General features: G+C 40.2%; 13 protein-coding genes, 2 tRNA genes and 3 rRNA genes. 8 read left to right on the top strand and 10 right to left on the bottom strand.

Annotation, left to right across the window (positions count from 1 at the left end):
- Window positions 1-13: 13 nt before the first annotated feature.
- The 7 genes from G8E00_RS07225 (at window position 14) to G8E00_RS07195 (ending at window position 7,175) form a co-directional block, all read left to right on the top strand.
- A complete protein-coding gene (locus tag G8E00_RS07225; protein WP_166223179.1) occupies window positions 14-1,762 on the top strand; it encodes a bifunctional alpha/beta hydrolase/class I SAM-dependent methyltransferase in 1,749 nt (582 codons plus the stop codon).
- 90 nt (window positions 1,763-1,852) lie between these two features.
- Window positions 1,853-3,208: a phosphatase PAP2/dual specificity phosphatase family protein gene (locus tag G8E00_RS07220; protein WP_166223177.1), complete on the top strand. Its 1,356-nt coding sequence runs from the start codon at window positions 1,853-1,855 to the stop codon at window positions 3,206-3,208.
- Window positions 3,205-3,630, top strand: coding sequence for a hypothetical protein (locus tag G8E00_RS07215; protein ID WP_166223174.1), 426 nt, complete (start codon window positions 3,205-3,207; stop codon window positions 3,628-3,630). Before G8E00_RS07220 ends, G8E00_RS07215 begins: the two co-directional genes overlap by 4 nt.
- 73 nt (window positions 3,631-3,703) lie before the next feature.
- Window positions 3,704-4,423: a lysophospholipid acyltransferase family protein gene (locus tag G8E00_RS07210; RefSeq protein ID WP_166223171.1), complete on the top strand. Its 720-nt coding sequence runs from the start codon at window positions 3,704-3,706 to the stop codon at window positions 4,421-4,423.
- Window positions 4,420-5,367 (top strand): phosphatidate cytidylyltransferase, encoded by a 948-nt coding sequence (locus G8E00_RS07205; RefSeq protein WP_166012858.1) that lies wholly within the window; start codon window positions 4,420-4,422, stop codon window positions 5,365-5,367. The genes G8E00_RS07210 and G8E00_RS07205 overlap by 4 nt, the downstream gene beginning before the upstream one ends.
- A gap of 69 nt (window positions 5,368-5,436) precedes the next feature.
- Entirely contained in the window at window positions 5,437-6,024 is a 588-nt protein-coding gene (locus tag G8E00_RS07200) for a hypothetical protein (RefSeq protein ID WP_166223168.1), read from the top strand.
- 653 nt (window positions 6,025-6,677) lie between these two features.
- Window positions 6,678-7,175 (top strand): lytic transglycosylase domain-containing protein, encoded by a 498-nt coding sequence (locus G8E00_RS07195; RefSeq protein WP_166223165.1) that lies wholly within the window; start codon window positions 6,678-6,680, stop codon window positions 7,173-7,175.
- Between the two features lie 61 nt (window positions 7,176-7,236).
- Here the strand turns inward: G8E00_RS07195 and G8E00_RS07190 are convergent, their stop codons facing one another.
- The 9 genes from G8E00_RS07190 to G8E00_RS07150 form a co-directional block, all read right to left on the bottom strand.
- Window positions 7,237-7,548 (bottom strand): ankyrin repeat domain-containing protein, encoded by a 312-nt coding sequence (locus G8E00_RS07190; RefSeq protein WP_166223130.1) that lies wholly within the window; start codon window positions 7,546-7,548, stop codon window positions 7,237-7,239.
- Window positions 7,549-7,556: 8 nt separating this feature from the next.
- The gene (locus G8E00_RS07185) at window positions 7,557-7,868 is read right to left on the bottom strand and encodes a hypothetical protein (RefSeq protein ID WP_227591407.1); all 312 of its coding nucleotides are present in this window, start codon (window positions 7,866-7,868) and stop codon (window positions 7,557-7,559) included.
- Between the two features lie 80 nt (window positions 7,869-7,948).
- Window positions 7,949-8,281 carry a hypothetical protein gene (locus tag G8E00_RS07180; RefSeq protein WP_166223127.1) on the bottom strand — a complete coding sequence of 111 codons (333 nt, stop codon included), beginning with the start codon at window positions 8,279-8,281 and terminating at the stop codon, window positions 7,949-7,951.
- A gap of 90 nt (window positions 8,282-8,371) precedes the next feature.
- Complete coding sequence (locus tag G8E00_RS07175; RefSeq protein ID WP_166223124.1) at window positions 8,372-9,721, bottom strand: MFS transporter; 1,350 nt, start codon at window positions 9,719-9,721, stop codon at window positions 8,372-8,374.
- An 817-nt stretch (window positions 9,722-10,538) separates the two neighbouring features.
- A 5S ribosomal RNA gene (rrf, locus tag G8E00_RS07170) occupies window positions 10,539-10,653 on the bottom strand.
- Window positions 10,654-10,865: 212 nt separating this feature from the next.
- Window positions 10,866-13,760: ribosomal RNA gene (locus G8E00_RS07165) — 23S ribosomal RNA — on the bottom strand.
- A gap of 472 nt (window positions 13,761-14,232) precedes the next feature.
- A tRNA-Ala gene (locus tag G8E00_RS07160) sits at window positions 14,233-14,308 on the bottom strand.
- A 74-nt stretch (window positions 14,309-14,382) separates the two neighbouring features.
- Window positions 14,383-14,460 (bottom strand) — tRNA-Ile (locus tag G8E00_RS07155).
- A gap of 61 nt (window positions 14,461-14,521) precedes the next feature.
- A 16S ribosomal RNA gene (locus G8E00_RS07150) occupies window positions 14,522-16,059 on the bottom strand.
- Together the 16S, 23S and 5S rRNA genes with 2 tRNA genes alongside form the textbook arrangement of a ribosomal RNA operon.
- 524 nt (window positions 16,060-16,583) lie before the next feature.
- On the opposite strand from G8E00_RS07150, the gene G8E00_RS07145 reads away from it, so the two are divergent.
- Window positions 16,584-17,249: a YczE/YyaS/YitT family protein gene (locus G8E00_RS07145; RefSeq protein WP_166223121.1), complete on the top strand. Its 666-nt coding sequence runs from the start codon at window positions 16,584-16,586 to the stop codon at window positions 17,247-17,249.
- Window positions 17,250-17,373: 124 nt separating this feature from the next.
- Here G8E00_RS07145 and G8E00_RS07140 read toward each other — a convergent pair whose 3' ends face one another.
- Complete coding sequence (locus G8E00_RS07140) at window positions 17,374-18,960, bottom strand: GMC oxidoreductase (protein ID WP_166223118.1); 1,587 nt, start codon at window positions 18,958-18,960, stop codon at window positions 17,374-17,376.

Raw genomic sequence — 18,960 nt, 5'->3', positions numbered from 1 at the left:
GATGAGAAGAATCATGTACAAAAATTCCACACATACATTTATAAGCCATGATCAAACTGAATTGTTTTACCAGCATTGGCAAAGCAGTAGCGCAACAGAAAACAAAAAAGCGATTCTGTTATTTCATCGTGGACATGAGCATTCTGATCGTGTAGCACATCTGGTCGATGAGCTTAATTTACCTGAATTCGATTTTTTTGCATGGGATGCACGTGGCCATGGGGAATCTCCAGGCGAACGTGGAGATGCTCCGAGTTTTTCTGCTTGTGTCAAAGATATTCAATATTTTGTAAAGCATATTGAAGCGCAATATGGCATTCAAGAACAAGATATCGCTGTGATTGGTCAAAGTGTTGGTGCAGTACTTTCTGCGACATGGGTGCATGATTATGCCCCAAAAATTCGTGCTTTATGCCTTGCATCGCCTGCTTTTGATATTAAATTATATGTTCCTTTTGCCGAACCTGGTTTACGTGTTTTAAGCCAACTCAAAGGCAATTTCTTTATCCAAAGTTATGTCAAATCCAATATGCTGACGCATGACACTGAGCGTGCCAAAAGCTATGACACGGATCCTAAAATTGCACGTGCAATCTCTGTCCGTATGCTTTTAGGTTTATACGACGCTTCAGCCCGTATCGTGGATGATGCTCAAAATATTTTTGTACCGACACAAGTGCTCTGCTCAGGTTCAGATTTTGTCGTCCATCAAAAACCACAAGTGGAGTTTTATCAAAAACTTCCTCATCCTCAAAAAGAATTCCATATCTTGGATGGGTTTTTTCACGATACCTTGGGTGAGTTAAACCGTGAAATTGCACTAGAGAAAATACGACGTTTTATCACTCAATGCTTTGCTCAGCAGTATCAAGCGCCAGATGTACTAAATGCCGATAAAATTGGAACAAGCTGTGCAATAGCTGAACAACTCAGTTCGGCACTACCTAAAAAATCATTCAAAAATGCTTTTTGGGAATTGACCAAAAAGAATTTGAAAATTGGCAGTATCTTTTCTGAAGGTCTAAAAATAGGTGAAAAAACCGGTTATGACTCAGGCAGTACTTTAGATTTCGTCTATCGCAATCAAACTGAGAGTCAAAATCCAATTGGTAAAATCATCGATCGACAATATCTCAATGCAATTGGTTGGAAAGGTATTCGCGTTCGCAAACAAAACATTGAATTTTTATTGCAAAAATACGCCGATATTTTGGCGCAAAAACGTAAACCGATTCGTATTTTAGATATTGCCTCTGGTCATGGTCGTTATATTTTGGATGCTGTGAGCCAACTCAAAAAGCAACCTGATTCAATCTTGCTGCGAGATTACAGCGCCATTAATGTTCAGGCGGGTCAGGAAATGATTGCAGAACGCGGTTTAGCTGACATTGCACAATTTGTCCAAGCTGATGCTTTTGATACAGCATCTTTGGCTTCTATCAAACCGAAACCAACACTTGCTGTCGTCTCTGGACTATACGAACTCTTTAGTGATAACGACCTGTTACGTCAATCATTAACCGGACTCAGTATAGCGGTCGCTAAAGATGGCTATCTGATTTATACAGGACAAATTTGGCATCCTCAGCAAGAGTTTATTGCTCGAGCATTAACTTCGCATCGTGAAGGTGATGCATGGGTCATGCGATTACGCTCTCAAGCAGAAATGGATGCTCTGGTTGAAGAAGCTGGATTTCAAAAAGTTGATCAATGTATCGATGAATTTGGAATTTTCACGGTATCTGTTGCGCAAAAACGATAATCAACGTACATCCAAAAACAAAAACGAAAATACATCTTAAGCAATGAACATTATTTAAATCATGCTTTTAATGGTGAATGGGGAAGTAAAATGAAACTCGATCAACATGCTGGAACATGGAAATGGGGAATTTTATGCTTATTATTTCTAGCCCCATTTTTCTTTTTGACATATGGTTTTGCCAATCAATATGCCCATAATCTAAAGCATGTTCCTAGTCTTTATTTTGAATGGGAAAAACTTATTCCACTTTGGCCTTGGACCATTGTGCCCTATTGGTCGATTGATTTATTTTATGGATTATCGCTGCTTTTATGTTGGAACACATTTGAACTAAAACAGCATGCCTTCAAATTGTTCACCGCACAACTGATTTGCATTGCTTGTTTTATTTTATTTCCTTTAAAGTTCGCTTTTGAACGCCCTGAACTGACGGGCTTTTTTGGCGTGTGGTTCGATGTTCTGATGGGTTTTGATAAACCCTTTAATCAAGCCCCTTCACTTCATATTGTTCTTTTAGTGATTTTATGGGATTTCTATCGTCGGCATGTATCTGGTCATTGGAAATACGTGGTTGACATCTGGTCATTCTTAATTGGGATTTCAGTGCTCACCACTTGGCAGCATCATTTCATTGATATACCTACAGGTATTTTAGTGGGTGGACTGTGTTTATGGCTGTTTCCAGTTTCAGTGAAATCACCATTTAAAAAAGATGAATTGCAAAGTTTGACACCAAAGCATATCAAACTTGCAGGTTATTATTGGATTGGCGCATTGCTATGTGCCGTTATTGCAATTTTATTTAAAGGTGTATGGCTATGGTTGCTTTATCCTGCGATTAGCTTATGTTTAGTCGGATTTGCTTATGTTTTGGTTCGACCACATTTTTTTCAAAAACAGGCTGATGGAAGACTTACCTCTGCGAGTCGGATTTTATTTGCACCTTATATGTTGTTTGCATGGATCAATAGTCGTCTCTGGACTAAAAAGCATCCTGAAGATTCTACAATCATACAGATCGCCGATAAAACCATCTGTTTAGGTCGGATACCAACTGCAGAAGAAGCCAAACAATATGATGCCTTGTTTGACTGTTGCGCTGAATTGACCGTCTCACATGAACAGTTCTATCAATATTATTTAAGTTTGGATTTGATTCCCTTACAAGCCAACCAACTGTATGAAGCTGTAAAACAGTTTGATCAACTTTGGGATTCTATTTCAATGCAAATTGAGCCACAGCGATTACTGATTTTTTGTGCCTTAGGCTATTCGAGAAGTACGGCCATATTATGTGCATGGCTCATTGAAAAAGAACATGCCTCGAATGTTGAATCAGCCATTAATCTGATCAAACATGCAAGACCATGGATCGTATTAAACCCTGAACAGATTCAACAATTAAATTTATTTGTCCTTAAATTAAAAGGACTTTCTCCATGAAAATGAAGTTTTTAATTCTGTCTAAACTGTTACACAGCGGTTCCTATCAATTATTTTCAGGCTATATAGTCTTTAGTCTTTCAATACTCATTATCCTCTTTAAATTCCATACATTCTGGCAATACAGCTTGATCATCATAGCCATGCTTCTCGTTGCCATTCATCACTATGTCGCGCTTAGAGTTAAACTGGATGCTGAGCTACTCGAATACTTGTCCAAGACTGAAGATGCCCAACAGCTTGAACAACTTACGCAAGAACTTGATCAGAGCTTAGTGACATTAAAACTGATGCCTGAGCAACGGACAGGTCGGTCTTGGGATTTAAGATTGAAGGGATGTCAAAAATTATTTAAATGGCAAATCTCTTTACTGGTTCTACAGTTTGTGTATTTAATCATCGTATTAGTACCCATGTTCTAAGCCAATAAACATAACACATCGAAACTGATATCGATTACTTCAAAATCAAAAATAAGCAAAAGTGAACTGAACAATGAGCAATGATATAGATTTAACTCAACAGCAAGAAATCATTCCCCGAAAAGGCAATATCATTACCCAGTCATTGGCACGTTTCTTGGCGTTTTTGACCAGACGTAGCGCTCGACTGCTGACTGGTGCACGAAGTCTTTGGCTTTATGGTCAACCCCTTAATCATCAAAGAATCTATTTTGCCAACCACAATAGTCATATCGATTTCATTTTGCTGTGGTCCTCCCTGCCAACTGAAATACGTCGCCGTACTAGACCCATCGCTGCTTCAGATTATTGGTTAAAAGATGGTTTTCGCCGATTTCTTATTCAAGACACGTTTAATGGTGTGACCATCAAACGTAAAAAGGAACAGCCAAATAATCGTGAAAATCCTGTTCCAGAAGACCCATTACAACCCGTGAAAGAAGTGTTAGCACAAGGCTATTCGATCATTTTTTTCCCAGAAGGTACACGTAATCTAGAAGATGATGTTCAATTACTAAATTTTAAAAGTGGTTTGTATTATTTATCACAACAATTTCCAGAGGTTGAAGTTGTCCCTGTTTGGATCTCAAATTTAAAACGGGTAATGCCTAAGGGTGCAATCATACCTTTGCCACTATTATCGACGGTGATTTTTGGAGCACCACTCGATAAAGCAAAATATCCTGATAAAAAAGAATTTCTGGAATACGCTCAGCAAGAATTATTAAAACTCAAAGAGGTCGAACATCAATGACACTCAATAATCTACAACAGACCTATTTTTTATTTGGTATTTTCACCTGTATTTTAATATTTGCATCTACTGTGGGGTACATTTTAAAACGTAAAGCGGGTCATACACCTTCACCTGTTATTGATAATCTAAATGCTCGAATCAATGCATGGTGGGTTATGCTGTTGGTGATTGGTACGGCTATTTTGATTGGAAATACTGCCTTTATTATTCTATTCGCACTCATTTCACTTTTTGCATTAAGAGAATTTATTAGTTTATTGCCTACGCGACGTGGTGATTATCTGCCCCTGTTAGTGGCTTTTTATTTTGTCATTCCTTATCAATATTATTTGGTTTATATCGATTGGTATGGTCTCTATTCAATTTTTATTCCACTTTATGTGTTTTTATTTATTCCTATTGCCAGTTTAAAGCAAGAAGACACCACGCATTTTCTAGAACGCAGTGCAAAAATCCAGTGGGGACTCATGGTCAGTGTTTTCTGTATTTCACATGTACCTGCTTTGCTCAATTTGAAACTGCGGGATTTTGACGGACAACCCATTTGGTTAGCCATCTGGCTGATCATGGTGGTACAAGCTTCTGATATTTTACAGTATGTGTGTGGAAAATTATGGGGCAAACATAAAGTTGCACCCGTACTTTCACCTTCCAAAACAGTTGAAGGTTTAGTCGGTGGTGTTATCTTAGCGACTGCACTTGGTGTTGCAATGTCGTGGCTTACGCCATTTAGCTATTGGGAAGCCGCTTATATGGGCATCATTGTCTGTATTTTTGGATTCTTTGGTGGACTGGTCATGTCAGCCATTAAACGTGATCGCGGTGTTAAGGATTGGGGACAACTGATTCAAGGACATGGTGGTATGTTAGATCGCATTGACTCAATTTGTTTTTCTGCACCTATCTTCTTTCACATTTTAAGGTATTGGTGGAGCGCCTAAATTACGATAAACTTCAATAGAATATAAAAATTTCTATTTAAAATAATACATGACCCTAGAAGGTAACAAATGAAACATCAAATTCGTTTAATGTTGATTGCGCCTTGTCTCATGCTACATGGATGTAGCTGGTTCGAATCCTCATCGCATTGCAATCTTCCACAGGTCAAATCATCTGTGGAAAAATTATATATGACCCAAGTAAATTTTAAAGCAACATCTTCTCTCAAAGCATCTAATGAGCAGAACACTGTTGCACATCAATCTTCAAAAAACATTGAACTCGAATATATTCAAGATCTCGATATTCAACATATTACAAAATCTGAAGCCAAAAGTGATGCAGATGAACTTGTAAATGCTGCAATAGAGCGCTTCCAAGATGCTGAATTGATTTGCGAAGGCACGATTCATCATAAAATTAATGCTCAAAAAATAGAGACATTAAAGCAAACACTAGGTGAACATTATGTTGATATTATCGATCATGATCAGTTGAATATTCCAGTCATTTATGCCATTCAACATCAGAAAAACACTAATGAATATCAAGTTCAATATACTGCTAAAAATCCAATTCACATCATGCAAGCCATGTGGATTTTGCAATCTTCAAACTCAAATCTGCCTGATCAAACACATGCTGATCAGGAATAATTTTGATTAATGCATTTATTTTTTTAGTGATATCGACAACATGATGATTCTCAATATTATTTTGTATAACCACGCAATAAATGAATGTTTATTGTAAGTTATATCTCACATCATAAGATGTTTTTGACCAGTATCATTATTTTTGCATTCGGGTTAAATTTTATTCAACAGGAAATAGGATGTTTCCGAAACGAAAAACAACAATGATAGGTTTCAGCATAGGATGTGGGATCGAACGGGATTTCTATCTAAAATAGACGACTCAATGAAAAAAAGCTCAATCTGGATGATTGAGCTTTTTTCTTGTCCTTGTCATCTTCAAATTTTTGCAAATTGAATCGTTTAAAATTTTACTTTTTCTTTTTAAACAGTTTTTCTTTACATCGTCTTTTCCAAATCGACTTTATCTTCAGATTCTAAATATTGCAAAAATACCTACCTCATTCAACTCAATGTACTTAAAGCGATTCTTGTGCTTCAGCTATTAACACAATTCTACCGAACACGTTTGATCTGAGCTTGACGCTCATGTATGTGCTGACTAACATGCTTACACAATCATTGAAACTACGGTATCTGCTTTGTCGATCATACAATCTTCTCGCCAAAATCAATTTTTAAAATCAGTATTTGTTAAGTTCGCTTGTATTTCAATGAGTGCATTTCTTATTTCAGCATGTTCACCCTTAGGTATGGGCTCAGTTGCCAAGCGTTCAGCAAAACTTTCGAATGGTATTCAAAAGGCTTATGCGGTTGATCCGTATACAGCAAATCGTGTTGCGCCAATGATCGTACAAAGTGCTGAAAAATATCAAGTTGATCCATTATTAATGGCGGCAATGATTCGTCAAGAATCAAGTTATCGAAGTAATGCGATTTCTCCAGCTGGTGCTGTGGGTCTTACTCAAGTTATTCCACGTTATTGGCAACAAACTTGTCCTGGCAATTTGTACGATGAATTTACCAATGTAAATTGTGGTACCTATATTTTGTCCCGTTATAACCAATCAGCAGGAAGCTGGAAAAAGGCTTTGGCTTATTATAATGTCGGTCCTACAGGGTATGAAACAAACCGTAAAATGCGTAAGCAAGGTAAACGCTACGCTAAACAAGTGAAAGTTCATAAACAAAATTTAAAAGGTGCTTTGTAATTCAACCAAACCAATAAAAAAGCCTCTATAAAGAGGCTTTTTTTAGATTTTTTTGTTGTATTTAATGGCTTTTAAGATATTCAACCACTTGAGTATTTCCTGCCATTTCAGCAAGTTCTAATGCGGTATATTGCCCCTTATAAGCGACATTTGCACCTTTTGACACGAGCAGTTTCACGACATCTAAATTGTCATTTTCAGCAGCTGCTTGCAATGCACTATAACCTTCCTCATCAGTCTGATTGGCATCAGTACCACTTTCTAGAAGTGCTTCAACTTCGGGAAGGTTTCCTAATGATGCGTGATAAACCAGTTCAGGAAGATGGAGTTCATCATCATCTTCAGGGATTGGGGAGAATGAGTTGAGTTTCATAATATATATTACCTAATTAAATCAGATTTCAAACCAAAATGTAATCCTGATAACTGCTCAGATAGCTCTTTCAAAACTTCATGAATCTCACTTAACACGTCATTATTACTAGCGTATGATTCGATGATTTCACCATTACTATTATGAACAAGCAAAAATATATTAGATTTTGATTCACTTTTCGATACTATTGGAAAATTTCCTTTAACAAAATTACATTTTTTAAATGTAGATTTTTGATGATCTAAATTTTCATTCGTACTAATAGGGTATCTAAACATTGTTGAATTACTATCAAACTCTTCTAATTTATCAATCAATATAGGTATTTCTACAGGAATATCAAACCAGTTATATCCACTTCTACTATTTATAAAATCACGGTTCTTTTGCAGAATAATTAAAAATTTTCAAATAAAATTTTAATTGAATGAACATTAAATATTTTTTTATCTTTACCATTTTCAATTAACTTTGGGAAATCTTCCCCATTTCCAGTTTTTGCTTTTTTGATACTTACTTTATGTATTAAAGTAATTGCTGACTTTAAATACAGTTCAATAGAATGCCTATAAAGATATAATATTGGTAATTTACCCCCACCAATACCAAAGCCATATTTACTATGTTTATTATCATCTAGTGCCTGTGCAGCACAATAGAACGAGTCCGCTGTCGCCCCAAACCCTAAATCTATCTGCAAAGCTAACGGTTTGAAATAATCTTCGATCATAATTTTATTAATATCTAATATTTACAGTCATTAATATACATTATTAAATCAAAAAGCCCCCTTACGGAGGCTCTTTAAAACAATCTAAATTTACGCTTTAGCAATTGCAGGTTTTACATCACCAATTTGTTCAGCTTCATTTTCATGCACAATTAACGCCACAGCAATTGCCGTAATCAACACAGGTAAACCAACAACCATAAAGTTAATGTAAGCAGGTAGGCTCATGCCCAATAACGCACCAATCAAGATTGGACCCACAATCGCACCCATACGACCAATTGCAGACGACCAACCAATACCCGTTGAGCGAACAGCCAAAGGATAATATTGCGCCACATAGCTATACAACAACATTTGCGAACCAATTGAAGCAGCACCCGCCAAGAATACCAACACGTACAACACAACTTGTGGTGGATTAAAGCCCATTAAACTCATGACAATGGCACCCATGAGACCTAAACACATCAACACAGGTTTTAAATGGAATCGATCTGCCAGTACACCACCACCAATAATTCCAACGACAGCGCCCATATTCATTGCAAGCATGAACATCAAACTATTATTCATTGAATACCCTGCCGCCATCATTAATTTCGGTAACCAGCTGCTTAATGCATACATGGTTAACAGACAAGTAAAGAATGCAAGCCAAAACAATAATGTATTTGCCATACGTCCACGTTTAAATAAACTCACAACGCTCGCAGATTCAGGTACTTCAACTTTATTTAATTCAAATGTTGTATGTTCAGATATTTTAAGTTCAGGGGCCAAGTCTCGAATAATTTGTCGTGCTTCAGTTTGCTTGCCCTGATGAACAATAAACGTCAAAGATTCAGGCAAGAATTTCCAAATGACTGGCAATAAAAATAATGGAATGCCCGCAATAAAAAACATAATTTCCCAGCCAAAGTTCGGTGTAAATTGCGCGCCCAATAACGCTGCCATCACACCACCCACCGCATAACCACTGAACATTGTGGTCACTAAAGTACTGCGTTTAGTTGCAGGTGCATACTCAGAAGTTAATGCCACCAAATTCGGCATCACACCACCAATGCCTAAACCAGCTAAGAAACGTAAAATACCAAATTCAGTCGGATTGGATGCAAAACCACCAGCAAAAGTCAGGCCACTAAAGAGCACAATACAAATCATAATGACTTTCTTACGACCAATTTTATCGGCTAAAGAACCAAAAATCATCGCACCAAACATCATGCCTGCTAAAGCTGTACTTGCAAGCATACCTGCCTGAACTGCGGAAAGTCCCCACTCTTGCATCAATAGTGGTAAAACTACGCCATTAATCGCTAAATCATAACCGTCAAAAAGAATAATCAATAAACACCATGCAACTACCTTAAAATGGAAAGGAGTAAATTTTGCATGATCAATAATCTTATTTACATTCATTGTTTCTGCATTCATCAATGCTTGTCTCCATATAAGCATGTCTTAAAATCACACTATTTTTATAGTTCGATTTGTATTTCTTCAGATTAATTGAATGTCATACCTACTCGCTATAAGACTAAAGATTTGAGCTAAAATGATTTATAAGTTTTTGTTTGTTACTAATTTTTACAAAACAAATCACATAAAATAGATTGTTTTTTGTATATTAATATTTCAATAATTCATCTATCTTTCTTAATAAAAATACAAATTTATTGGTGCTTAATTATTATATAGTGAGTATTAATGGTAATTTTTTAAATGTATTATCGTTTTATAAATCATCAAAATTATGTAAATACTTACTTATTAAGACCTAATAACGATTAATAGAAGATTAAAATCAGATAAATTATTTTATTAAATACATTTATTTGTATTAAATTTAATCGATTATAATATTGATCATGCCTCAATAATGAAGAATTATTAAATGATATTTACACTTAATTTTATATCTGATCATCTTATGCCATATTCATAAACGATTAGGTATTAAGTAAATCATATTGTTTTAGCAAATGACTTATTAATCTATTTTTACATTGAATCCTTTAAGCTTCAAATAATCTAAGAATAGCCAAATCTATGTTCATTGTTCATTTGAGCTGAGTCAATTCATCATATTGTTCAGTTCCGAATAAATACAGCCTGTATAACCTGTATAAGTATAAATAGTCATAAAGGAATCTTTTAAGGACTGATCGTATTTTATTTCCTTTTCTTTGTTGAACCCCACACATAAAAAAATCCCCCTCTACATTTTCGTAGAGAGGGATTTCGAATAATGAGCTGGCGATGACTTACTCTCACATGGCAAACGCCACACTACCATCAGCGCGAAGAGGTTTCACTTCTGAGTTCGGGAAGGGATCAGGTGGTTCACTCTTGCTATTGTCGCCAGCACAACTGTTGTGACTTTGCTTGGGTCTTATATCGAAATCATCTCTCTTGCGAAACGATGTTTCTCATTGCCTTTGCTTGGTCAAAGAAGTTATTAACAGAAATACTTGAGTTTCTTTAATTCGTTCAGTTTAGCGGTTTATTTAACTAAATCAAGTTTGATCGTTTGATTTCGAATCAATCGAGCTTTATACAACAACTGTTTGGGTGTTGTATAGTCAAGCCTCACGAGTAATTAGTATTGGTCAGCTTCACATATCACTATGCTTCCACATCCAACCTATCAACGTTGTAGTCTTCAACGGCTCTTTAGAGGACATATAGTCCTTGGGAAATCTTATCTTGAGGTAGGCTTCCCGCTTAGATGCTTTCAGCGGTTATCCCTTCCGAACATAGCTACCCGGCGATGCGACTGGCGTCACAACCGGTACACCAGAGGTTCGTCCACTCTGGTCCTCTCGTACTAGGAGCAGATCCTCTCAAATTTCCAACGCCCACGGTAGATAGGGACCGAACTGTCTCACGACGTTCTAAACCCAGCTCGCGTACCTCTTTAAATGGCGAACAGCCATACCCTTGGGACCTGCTTCAGCCCCAGGATGAGATGAGCCGACATCGAGGTGCCAAACACCGCCGTCGATATGAACTCTTGGGCGGTATCAGCCTGTTATCCCCAGAGTACCTTTTATCCGTTGAGCGATGGCCCTTCCATACAGAACCACCGGATCACTAAGACCTACTTTCGTACCTGCTCGACTTGTGGGTCTCGCAGTTAAGCGCGCTTTTGCCTTTATACTCTACGCGTGATTTCCGACCACGCTGAGCGCACCTTCGTACTCCTCCGTTACTCTTTAGGAGGAGACCGCCCCAGTCAAACTACCCACCAGACATGGTCCTCGCTCCAGATTATGGAGCAGAGTTAGAACCTCAATATTACCAGGGTGGTATTTCAAGATTGGCTCCATCGCAACTAGCGTCGCGACTTCAAAGCCTCCCACCTATCCTACACAAGTAAGATCAAAGTTCAATGTCAAGCTGCAGTAAAGGTTCACGGGGTCTTTCCGTCTAGCCGCGGGTACACCGCATCTTCACGGCGAATTCGATTTCACTGAGTCTCTGCTGGAGACAGCGCCCCCATCATTATGCCATTCGTGCAGGTCGGAACTTACCCGACAAGGAATTTCGCTACCTTAGGACCGTTATAGTTACGGCCGCCGTTTACTGGGGCTTCGATCAAGAGCTTCGCTTACGCTAACCCCATCAATTAACCTTCCAGCACCGGGCAGGCATCACACCCTATACGTCCACTTTCGTGTTTGCAGAGTGCTATGTTTTTAATAAACAGTTGCAGGGGCCTGGTTTCTGTGGCTGTCAATAGCTCATCCCGCAAGGGGAATCACCGTCGACAGCGTACCTTCTCCCGAAGTTACGGTACCATTTTGCCTAGTTCCTTCAGCAGAGTTCTCTCAAGCGCTTTGGTCTACTCGACCTGACCACCTGTGTCGGTTTCGGGTACGATTCCTGTGTAACTGAAGCTTAGAGACTTTTCCTGGAAGTATGGTATCAGCCACTTCGCTAATAAATTAGCTTGCTATCAGTTCTCAGCATAGAGTACCCCGGATTTGCCTAAGATACATGCCTACAACCTTTCACCTGGACAACCATCGCCAGGCTGACTTAACCTTCTCCGTCCTCTCATCGCATTACACAGAAGTATTGGAATATTAACCAATTTCCCATCGACTACGCCTTTCGGCCTCGCCTTAGGGGTCGACTCACCCAGCCCCGATTAACGTTGGACTGGAACCCTTGGTCTTTCAGCGAACGAGTTTTTCACTCGTTTTGTCGTTACTCACGTCAGCATTCGCACTTCTGATACCTCCAGCAGACTTCTCAATCCACCTTCATCGGCTTACAGAACGCTCCCCTACCACTTGCAATAAATTGCAAATCCGCAGCTTCGGCACATAGTTTTAGCCCCGTTACATCTTCCGCGCAGGCCGACTCGACTAGTGAGCTATTACGCTTTCTTTAAAGGGTGGCTGCTTCTAAGCCAACCTCCTAGCTGTCTATGCCTTCCCACATCGTTTCCCACTTAACTATGATTTTGGGGCCTTAGCTGGCGGTCTGGATTGTTTTCCTCTTGACTACGGACGTTAGCACCCGCAGTCTGTCTCCCGGATAGTACTCATTGGTATTCGGAGTTTGCATCGGTTTGGTAAGTCGGGATGACCCCCTAGCCGAAACAGTGCTCTACCCCCAATGGTATTCGTCCGAGGCGCTACCTAAATAGCTTTCGGGGAGAACCAGCTATCACCAGGCTTGATTAGCCTTTCACCCCTATCCACAAGTCATCCCCTGGCTTTTCAACGACAGTGGGTTCGGTCCTCCAGTTAGTGTTACCCAACCTTCAACCTGCTCATGGATAGATCGCCTGGTTTCGGGTCTACACCCAGCAACTAAACGCCCTATTAAGACTCGATTTCTCTACGGCTCCCCTATGCGGTTAACCTTGCTACTGAATGTAAGTCGCTGACCCATTATACAAAAGGTACGCAGTCACCGAACAAGTCGGCTCCCACTGCTTGTATGCATGCGGTTTCAGGATCTATTTCACTCCCCTCACAGGGGTTCTTTTCGCCTTTCCCTCACGGTACTGGTTCACTATCGGTCAGTCAGGAGTAGTATTTAGCCTTGGAGGATGGTCCCCCCATATTCAGACAAGGTTTCACGTGCCTCGCCCTACTCGACATCATCATATCAGCCCTTTCGTGTACAGGACTATCACCTACTATGGTCGCACTTCCCAGAGCGTTCCACTAAAGCTGATATGACTTAATGGGCTTTTCCCCTTTCGCTCGCCGCTACTGAGGGAATCTCAATTGATTTCTTTTCCTAAGGGTACTGAGATGTTTCACTTCCCCTCGTTCGCCTCGTATGACTATGTATTCATCATACGATACCGACCTTATGATCGGTGGGTTTCCCCATTCAGAAATCTTCGGATCACAGGATATTTGCCGCCTCCCCGAAGCTTATCGCAGGCTATTACGTCTTTCATCGCCTCTGACTGCCAAGGCATCCACCACATGCACTTAATTACTTGACTATACAACCCCAAACAGTCGTTCATCCCTACAAGCAGGATAAGCAACAGATCAACCAATTTCTTAGTCAATCATACAGTTGGCGTCTGTGCACTTAAGCACTATACAGCTTCAATTAGATTCATATACCAAAACGCTTGATTCAGTTAATTTCGCTAGTTCTCATTCAATCACTTCAACTCCATAACTTGCGTTACTTCGTTTCCGCTTTTGTATGAGTTTGAACAAATTATTTCAACTCAAATATATTCTGTTAATGATTCACCACGTCTTCGTCAGATCGTGGTCAACTGTGATAAATCACAGAAGTTAACAAGACGCGCATATTACGCTAACTTCTTATTAAATTCTATAATCTACGACTTCGTTCGATTAAAGCCTGCGCAAAGCAGTACTTATATGATCAAACACTACGCGCAGCGTAGCTGCTTGTCTTGCGTTTCGACAAAGCGTTGCTTTGTTATTTCGAAACTCTGGTGGAGACTAGGAGAGTCGAACTCCTGACCTCCTGCGTGCAAAGCAGGCGCTCTACCAACTAAGCTAAGTCCCCAGCTTATCATCTATAGATTCGATATATCTTTACGCTCTGTTCGCCTCAGTACTTTCATACTGCGTTAGTCAGAATGGTGGGTCTGACAAGACTTGAAACTTGTGACCCCACGCTTATCAAGCGTGTGCTCTAACCAACTGAGCTACAGACCCTCAGATACATCTTCATGAAGAACAACTTGTTGTGGATTCTTACCAATCGTCAATCTTTCGTTAAGGAGGTGATCCAGCCGCAGGTTCCCCTACGGCTACCTTGTTACGACTTCACCCCAGTCATCGGCCACACCGTGGTAAGCGTCCTCCTTACGGTTAGACTACCTACTTCTGGTGCAACAAACTCCCATGGTGTGACGGGCGGTGTGTACAAGGCCCGGGAACGTATTCACCGCGGCATTCTGATCCGCGATTACTAGCGATTCCGACTTCATGGAGTCGAGTTGCAGACTCCAATCCGGACTACGATCGGCTTTTTGAGATTAGCATCCTATCGCTAGGTAGCAACCCTTTGTACCGACCATTGTAGCACGTGTGTAGCCCTGGTCGTAAGGGCCATGATGACTTGACGTCGTCCCCGCCTTCCTCCAGTTTGTCACTGGCAGTATCCTTAAAGTTCCCGGCTTAACCCGCTGGCAAATAAGGAAAAGGGTTGCGCTCGTTGCGGGACTTAACCCAACATCTCACGACACGAGCTGACGACAGCCATGCAGCACCTGTATGTAAGCTCCCGAAGGCACCAATCCATCTCTGGAAAGTTCTTACTATGTCAAGACCAGGTAAGGTTCTTCGCGTTGCATCGAATTAAACCACATGCTCCACCGCTTGTGCGGGCCCCCGTCAATTCATTTGAGTTTTAGTCTTGCGACCGTACTCCCCAGGCGGTCTACTTATCGCGTTAGCTGCGCCACTAAAGCCTCAAAGGCCCCAACGGCTAGTAGACATCGTTTACGGCATGGACTACCAGGGTATCTAATCCTGTTTGCTCCCCATGCTTTCGTACCTCAGTGTCAGTATTAGGCCAGATGGCTGCCTTCGCCATCGGTATTCCTCCAGATCTCTACGCATTTCACCGCTACACCTGGAATTCTACCATCCTCTCCCATACTCTAGCCAACCAGTATCGAATGCAATTCCCAAGTTAAGCTCGGGGATTTCACATTTGACTTAATTGGCCACCTACGCACGCTTTACGCCCAGTAAATCCGATTAACGCTCGCACCCTCTGTATTACCGCGGCTGCTGGCACAGAGTTAGCCGGTGCTTATTCTGCGAGTAACGTCCACTATCTCAGAGTATTAATCCAAGTAGCCTCCTCCTCGCTTAAAGTGCTTTACAACCAAAAGGCCTTCTTCACACACGCGGCATGGCTGGATCAGGGTTCCCCCCATTGTCCAATATTCCCCACTGCTGCCTCCCGTAGGAGTCTGGGCCGTGTCTCAGTCCCAGTGTGGCGGATCATCCTCTCAGACCCGCTACAGATCGTCGCCTTGGTAGGCCTTTACCCCACCAACTAGCTAATCCGACTTAGGCTCATCTATTAGCGCAAGGTCCGAAGATCCCCTGCTTTCCCCCGTAGGGCGTATGCGGTATTAGCATCCCTTTCGAGATGTTGTCCCCCACTAATAGGCAGATTCCTAAGTATTACTCACCCGTCCGCCGCTAGGTTAGGTAGCAAGCTACCTTCCCCCGCTCGACTTGCATGTGTTAAGCCTGCCGCCAGCGTTCAATCTGAGCCATGATCAAACTCTTCAGTTTAATACTTCGTAGCGCCTTAAAGGGCGCCAATCTTGGCTCATCAATTTTCTGACATTAATTTCTCAAATAAACTTCGAGTAATTTCTACCATCAATCAATGAAAATAATTTCGATCAATCAACCAGTAAAAATCCACACAAGTTGTTCTTCATAATCTCTTAATGATCTTCTTGCTCTTCGTCAGAGACAAGTTCGACGCAAAAAAACTAACAACTTAACCTGTTCAGCTAAGTTCGTTTTGCTGTATCGCGTCGGGATGCTGCGTATTCTATACAGATTTAAATGGAGCGCAACCCCTATTTTCAATTTATTTAACCGTGTGATTATTTTTTATTCAATTTTTAAATCAATGATCATTTTTAGCACTTGTAATGCGTATAAAAACACCATAACAACCAATTTAAATGATATTTAGATAGCACTAATCAAAATGCCACACCATGTCACGACTTCACTTTGGTCTAACTAGGCAAATAAACATTCGCTCCATAGAATAATTCCACTCTCTCATTATTGTTTATAAAATGCCACACTTAATCTTCTATCGTAGCCTCTTATTGTTACTGGGCATTTCCATACTGGCTTTTGGTGTTGTCCTTTCCATTCATTCGCATTTAGGTACAGCGCCTATTTCATCTGTACCTTATACATTTAGCTATTTGGTGCCATTAAGTGTCGGTACTTTAACTATACTGATGCATGCCCTATTTATTGTCATACAAATGCTGTTGTTGGGTAGGAATTTCCAATGGTTCCAGTGGTCACAACTATTTATGGGCATTATTTTTGGTTTCTTGATTGATGGCATTTTAAATCTGACTGCATCTTGGTCATTCGAATTCTATGCTACACGATTATTTATAAGTTTGATGAGCTGTGTGCTGACTGCTATTGGTGTGTGCTTAATGGTGAAAGCGAATTTAATTTTATTGGCCGGTGATGGCTTGTATATCGCATTTGTAAAAAGATTCGGATTTAATCTAGGTAATTGTAAAACTGTTGGTGACTGTATTTTGGTCAGTATTTCTATTCTGAGTTCATATCTCGTTTTGCATGAAGTCGTTGGCGTCCGTGAAGGTACGATTATTACAGCCTTACTGGTTGGCTCGATTATTAGAATGATTAAACCGTATTTTGACCTAATTCAGTTAGATCCCCCCCTCAAATCAAGCTCAGATTTACAACAATAATAGGGCTAGTCGACAATAGAGTTAAGCTACGACCATATAAAATAGAAAATTTCTTGATCTAATCATTTCAAAGTCACCGCATCATCAGGATCTATTTAAAGATCCTGATGATCATTGATTAAAGTTAATCTTGATGATTCAGCTTAAATCTTTCTGCAAATCGCTCTGCTAATGCAGTAATGGTTAAACTTGGATTAACGCCCACATTCACCGGTATTGCACTACCATCAACAACGTATAAGTTTGGGTATCCAAAAACTTGATGATTAGTATCAATCACACCTTTAGACGGATCTGCTGCCATCACAGCACCACCAAGCAAATGCGCTGTCACAGACAGATTTCCCACACTTTCTAAAAGATTATTCTGTGCAATGCCGTGACTGGCTTCTGCAAAATGCTTTGCAGCTTTATTGGCCAAGGGGATAAATGATGGCGACCTCTCACCCACAGACATTTGAGATTTTAAAAAACGCCTACCACCTCGTAATAAAGTCCGGCCATAAACAAACCTGAGCTCATTGTCTGCTTGTTGCATGACTGTTAACACCGATATACGTTTATGCCATGCTTTCACGCGCCATGACACCGTTGACTGTATCGGTTGAAATAATAATTTTCCAAGCACCTTAAATAACCGTTTGATAGGAGATGTGTGACTCACCAAAGGCCCCATATAGAATTTCATAAATTCATAACTGGCTGGAAAACGGTTTTGCGTGATATGCGTACCTTCATCTGCATGGAAATGACTAGAAATAGTGGTGCCTTGTGTGACATCGACATCTTTGTCATTCGACAAAATGCTCACAATCGCCTCACTATTGGTTCTGACATGTTCCCCGAGTTGTTTGGAAATCATAGCTAAGGTTTTATAGCGATCACGTGAAGCAAATAAAATCTCCAATGTTCCAACAACGCCCGCAGCTAAAATCACTTTTTTCGCCTGAATGATTTGTTTCGGGATTTTTTTCCAAGGATGCTGGGTATGAATCAAATAGCCTTCACCATCATTTAAGCATTCAAGATGTGAAACTTTTGTTTCGGCATAAATCTTCACACCTAACTGTTCGGCTTGATATAGGTAATTTTTGTCCAGACTATTCTTTGCCCCAAAGGAACACCCTGTAATACAGCTGCCACATCGACTACACCCTCGACGTTTAGGTCCTTTACCATTAAAAAATGGATCTTCTATCTCTTGATCTGGATCGCCAAAATAAATACCTTGAGGCACAGTTGAAAACGTCTGATGAGCGCCCATCTGTTTGGCGGTTTGTTCAAGCCATTGATCTTGAATATTGTGATAAGGATTGTCTGTAACCCCAAGCATATATTTCGTTGTTTGATAATGCGGTGCAAGTTCTGTTTCCCAATTTAAACTTAAATCTGTCCACGTTGGATCGTTATAAAAGCGTTGACCAGGTTCAAGCAACACTGCTGCGTAAACCAAGCTACCACCACCTACCCCAATACCACGCACCACACCCAAATGTTGAAACACATCTTGCGCCAGAATACCGTGCATGCCCAATGCAGGTGCCCAAGCTAAATCACGTGAATTTTGTCCTGCTTGTTTGAGATCATCAGCACTTAGACGACGTCCTTGTTCCAGAACTGCCACCTGATAACCCTGTTCGGCCAGTCTTAACGCTGAAACACTGCCACCAAAACCAGAACCAACAATTACAACATCATATTGCTCTGGCAT

This window comes from Acinetobacter shaoyimingii (genome assembly GCF_011578045.1).
GTDB lineage: Bacteria > Pseudomonadota > Gammaproteobacteria > Pseudomonadales > Moraxellaceae > Acinetobacter > Acinetobacter shaoyimingii.
The sequence above is the reverse complement of the archived record's forward strand: the minus strand, read 5'-3'. Positions and strand labels throughout refer to the sequence as shown.